This is a genomic window from SAR324 cluster bacterium, from assembly GCA_015232315.1.
GTDB lineage: Bacteria > SAR324 > SAR324 > SAR324 > NAC60-12 > JADFZZ01.
In genome coordinates this window covers 1-5,017 of sequence record JADFZZ010000074.1, presented here as the reverse complement: position 1 = coordinate 5,017, position 5,017 = coordinate 1, and the positions used below count along the sequence as shown (strand labels likewise).

6 protein-coding genes are annotated in these 5,017 nt (G+C 43.9%); all 6 read left to right on the top strand.

Going from position 1 to position 5,017, the window contains the following annotated elements; genetic code table 11:
• Positions 1 to 229: PD-(D/E)XK nuclease domain-containing protein (locus tag HQM11_21230; protein ID MBF0353563.1), on the top strand; the 229-nt coding region annotated here is incomplete at its 5' end.
• 495 nt (positions 230 to 724) lie between these two features.
• Positions 725 to 1,261 (top strand): prepilin peptidase, encoded by a 537-nt coding sequence (locus tag HQM11_21225; GenBank protein MBF0353562.1) that lies wholly within the window; start codon positions 725 to 727, stop codon positions 1,259 to 1,261.
• Positions 1,258 to 2,247 (top strand): flippase-like domain-containing protein, encoded by a 990-nt coding sequence (locus HQM11_21220; protein MBF0353561.1) that lies wholly within the window; start codon positions 1,258 to 1,260, stop codon positions 2,245 to 2,247. Before HQM11_21225 ends, HQM11_21220 begins: the two co-directional genes overlap by 4 nt.
• 2 nt (positions 2,248 to 2,249) lie before the next feature.
• Positions 2,250 to 2,957 carry a glycosyltransferase gene (locus HQM11_21215; GenBank protein ID MBF0353560.1) on the top strand — a complete coding sequence of 236 codons (708 nt, stop codon included), beginning with the start codon at positions 2,250 to 2,252 and terminating at the stop codon, positions 2,955 to 2,957.
• An 8-nt stretch (positions 2,958 to 2,965) separates the two neighbouring features.
• Positions 2,966 to 3,637, top strand: coding sequence for a RibD family protein (locus HQM11_21210; protein ID MBF0353559.1), 672 nt, complete (start codon positions 2,966 to 2,968; stop codon positions 3,635 to 3,637).
• A complete protein-coding gene (locus HQM11_21205; GenBank protein MBF0353558.1) occupies positions 3,630 to 4,868 on the top strand; it encodes a bifunctional 3,4-dihydroxy-2-butanone-4-phosphate synthase/GTP cyclohydrolase II in 1,239 nt (412 codons plus the stop codon). The genes HQM11_21210 and HQM11_21205 overlap by 8 nt, the downstream gene beginning before the upstream one ends.
• Positions 4,869 to 5,017: the final 149 nt, after the last annotated feature.

The window sequence follows — 5,017 nt, the reverse complement described above, 5'->3', positions numbered from 1 at the left end:
CCTGCTGACGCACCGCCCGCCGTTTTTTCCGCCGTTCCAGTTCATGTTCGAGTTCAAGTATCTGAAAAAAAACAATGCGCGTCAACTGGAGGAAAAACGAAGGGAAGCCATCGAACAACTACAGCGCTACCGCCAAAACGCCGAACTCCGGGACATTCCCCAACTGAAAAGCTACGCCGTGGTGTTCGTTGGAACCCGACTCGCTGTGTTGGAGGAAGTCACCGAGTGAAATGAAAATGCCTATAAAAAAGCTTTTAATGGAAGATTTGGATGTGGTATGCACTTGACGAAGCCTTCAATCCTTCTCTGCGTTCTCCGCTGAGAAATTTCCTGACATCCAATCCGGGACGCTCCGGCTCCGCCAGCTCGTCCAGCAAATCCAGTCTTCCGGGGTAAGATGACATTCGGGGTTCAGCCGGCAATATGGAAAAAGGTTGAGGGTAGACCCTGGATTTAGAAGTTTGGCTTGTGTTTCCGGGCAATAAGTTTGACACAAAATAATTTTTTAGTATTGAATACGAAGTATACTTCTCCAGAAATGTTTGTTTCAAAGAATCTCGACAGAGTTTGGGTCCCAGTTGGTAAAGATCCCTCTCGTTGTTCGGGATGACACAGGGCTGACTGTGTCATTTCGAGTTGAAGGCGAGAAATCTTGAGAAAAAACTACGCATTTCTAACTTGGTTTGGTTTATCCTAGCCCTGTACCACCAATCAGAGTAATCAGTTGTTACAATGGATTGAAAGCATTTTTTCAGCAATGTTTGGCCTGGCCGTGGGAAGTTTTATCAATGTTTGCATTGATCGCATTCCCCTGCAATTCATGACAGGTTCTGAAAAACAAAAACTAATGGAATCTTCCTCAGTGTCTCCAGTTATTAAACAGTACCTTCAAAATAATAGAATCAACATCGCGTTTCCAGTGAGATCGCTCTGTTTTTCATGCGGTACACAACTGGCATGGTTTGACAATATCCCCGTTTTTTCTTTTTTACTGTCCAGAGGCCGTTGCCGTTATTGTGAGGCGCGCTATGGAATACGTTCCCTGTTGGTTGAGATGGTTCATGGTGTTTGCGGAGGGACCCTTGGATTTTTCTGTTCCAGAGGGATGATGTTTCTGGGCATTTTGCATCTGGCTGTGGGAATGCTTACCACGCTCACAATTGTTGAACAAAAAAAAATGATACCCGTACTGATGTCAGTGCTGGTGATACTGGCCGGACTGGATTTGCTGGTTTGGATTTATTATGGAGATCCAGGATGAAAAAGCTCTTTATCACATTGATCAAATTGGGACTGGTTGGTGGAATCCTTTATTACCTGATTGCAAGTGATCGACTTAACCCTGAACGGATGAAACTATTCTGGGAAAAACCATTGATTCCTTGCCTGATTTTTCTAGGGACAGTCCTGTTCATGATTCCCTTGGCCAGTTATCGCTGGTTTTTATTGCTCAAGGCCGTGGGCTTGAAGGTGGACTATACCCGGGCATTTTTACTGACCTGGATTGGTATGTTTTTCAACGTGTCATTGCCCGGTGCTGTCAGTGGCGATGTGGTGAAAGGCTATTACATCATCAAGGCCCAACAGAATGAGGGAAAAGCCAAAGCGTTCACGACCCTGCTCATTGATCGGTTTGTTGGCTTATTCGGACTGATTGTGATGGCTTTTCTAGCGTTGCTGTTCAATTGGCAACTCATTGCTCACAATGCGGCTCTGCATTCCATGGTGGTCATGATCGTCATTCTGTTTATCGGGACACTTCTGTTTTACGCGATTGTGCTGTTTCCCTTCAGGAACAAGGATCCGTTCCTGCTATTGTTCAGTAAATTACCAGCCAGTCATCTGACCACCAAGGTTTATAGTGCCTTTAAACTGTATGAGCACCGAAAATGGACGTTGCTGAGTACCTTGTTGATGTCCATTTTAATCCATTCCATCATTGCAATGTTTTTCTTTCAAATGGCCTCGTTGTTGGAAGTTCAAAACCTGAAACTGGCAACCCAGCTTTTTATCATGCCTATCGGGTTGATCACGGTCGCAATTCCGATTGCTCCCGGTGGTGTTGGCGTAGGACATGCCGCCTTTGAATCCTTATACCATATGGTCGGAATTTCAGGTGGCGCGGATATTTTCAACCTGTATGTGATCATACAGTTGCTGGTGTGTTTACTGGGCGGAATTCCCTATTTCACACTCAATCACGAAAATCATGTGACGGCGGAAGATATTGCAGCACTACAGGAGTAACCATGCTTCCAGGTGTGGTTGTCGCAGTAAAAAATGAGGCCGGTTATTTAATAAAAAATATACCTTGCTGGTTGCGCCACTTTGACGAAATCGTGGTGGTGGACAATGGCAGTACTGATCAAACTTCTGCGATCGTTACTAATTTTCCGATCAGGTATATTCGGTTTGATAAACCATTGAAAAGAAGTCAATGCTGGAATGAAGGGGCCAAAGCCATTCAGTCAGAACATGTTTTGTTTCTCCATGGAGATGTCATTGTTCCAGGATCTGCCGTAGACGCACTGAGTTCATTATGGGAAACTCAATCGATTGATTATTCCTGTTTTCGTATTCATTTCCCGGAAAATTCTTTTAACTTCAGATGGCTGGAAATGATTTCGAATTTTAGGAGTCGGTATCTGAAACTGATTTATGGCGATCAGGGAATGTGTATCCGCAAAGCTGTTTTTGAGCAGATTGGTGGCTTTCCTGAGGAGTTTCTGCTTGAAGATCTGAAAATCAATAAAAAACTCAGACATTATCATGCGGGATTCGTTGAAGCGCCCATATTCCCCTCTTCAAGAAAATTTCATAAACTGGGTTTTTTTAATTACTTATGGTTAATGAATAAAATTTTGTTGTTGAATGCGCTTGGCACAGATACTCAAAAAATTTATCAATTGTACTATAATCCCAATCCAAACAATGCTCCTGGACTCAACCATGAATGAGAATTATTGTGTCTGTTGATGTGACCCTCAAGGTTGCCTGTACCCTGGATGGCAAAATTGCCACAAAAATGGGAATGTCCCAGTGGATAACAGGCTTACATGCCCGTCAGGAGGCACATCAAATACGAAATCGGCATGATGCCATTTTAGTGGGTGTCCAGACCGTGATACAGGATAATCCACGTCTTGATACCAGAAATATCCATCAGGGGAAATCACCTGTCAGAATTATTCTGGATTCTCAGGGACGAAGTCCTGAAAATAGCTTATGTTTCAGAAATGATGGGGTGAAAGTGTTGTGGGTCGTGGGACAGAGTTGCTCACTTCGCAAGTTTGGATCCCTAAAAAAATCAAATCCGAATGTGACGATTCTTCACGCTCCAGATCCCCGTCCAGAACCTGAATGGTTAGTATCCATCCTTCCTCAATATGGAATTCAATCTCTTTTGGTGGAAGGTGGCAGTTCAATTTTTGCCAGTTTTATCCGGGCAAACATGGCCCATCATCTTGTATTGTTCATTGCTCCCAAAATTATTGGTGGCCAGGATTCGCTAACCTGGTGTGGAGAATTGGAATGTCTGACACTGGACCAGGCGTCATTACTGAGAATCAGTTCTGTACGAATGGTGGGGGAGGACATCATGATCCATGCCGATTTTAATATGAGAAATCATGAGTGAACGTGCTGATACACTGCGTTTTGATTCTATCGCTGAGGCGATACAGGACATACGTGATGGAAAAATGATTATTCTGGTAGATGACGAGGATCGTGAGAATGAAGGAGATCTGGTTTTTGCCGCGGAAAAAGCGACACCGGAAATGATCAATTTCATGGCTAAATACGGACGAGGCCTCATTTGCCTTGCCCTGGATTCAGATCGAGTTGAGCAATTGAATTTGCCATTGATGGTCTCTCATAATGAATCAATGCATGGTACCAATTTTACCGTGAGCATTGAAGCCGCGACCGGTGTGACTACTGGCATTTCAGCCGCAGACAGAGCGCGTACTATTCAGGCCGCCATGGCAGAAAACGTTAAGCCATCTGATTTGAAACGTCCCGGCCATATTTTCCCGCTGCGTGCCAGAGAAGGGGGGGTTCTTGTGAGAGTTGGCCACACTGAAGGTTCCGTGGATCTTGCCAAATTGGCTGGATTACGGGGGGGTGGTGTTATTTGTGAAATCATGAGTGACGATGGAACAATGGCAAGAGCTCCTGAATTAAGAACATTTGCCGACCATCATAAGCTGAAACTGGTCACAATCGCTGATCTGATTGATTATCGTAAAAAAAATGAAATGCTGGTTACCAAACTGGCAGAAGCAAATCTCCCAACTCAATATGGTACCTTTCGCTTGATTGGTTTTCAAAGCATCATGGATCAGAGTGATTATGTGGCTTTGATCAAAGGAACATGGACTCCTGACGAACCCATTCTTGTCAGAGTCCATTCTGAATGTCTCACAGGAGACGTTTTTGGCTCTTATCGTTGTGATTGTGGCAAACAGCTTCAAGTTGCCATGAAAATGGTAGAAGACGCAGGAAAAGGAGTCATTCTTTATTTACCGCAGGAAGGACGGGGTATAGGCCTGATCAATAAAATCAAGGCTTATGATCTTCAGGATCAAGGAGCTGATACCGTGGAAGCCAATCACAAACTGGGTTTCAAGGAAGATTTGAGGGATTATGGGATTGGAGCGCAGATTCTTTCAATGCTGGGCGTTCGTAAAATGAAATTGTTGACCAACAATCCAAGGAAAATCGTAGGCTTACAGGGATATCATCTGGAAGTCGTAGATCGTGTTCCCTTGGAAATAGGGGCGATGCCTGACAATGTTGGTTATCTGAAAACCAAGAAAACAAAATTGGGACATCTCCTCAGCATCAAGGATGAAAAAACAGAATAGCTGGTGTGACAACTGAAAAATGTCGAGCTGTGCAGGTGATTTGAATATGTTGTAGAACAGGAATACACTGGATTTTGCGTTATTTTCCCCCAAAAAGAACCTTTTGATGCGAGAATCCTATGTCCAATTATGAAATCAAGATCCAGATA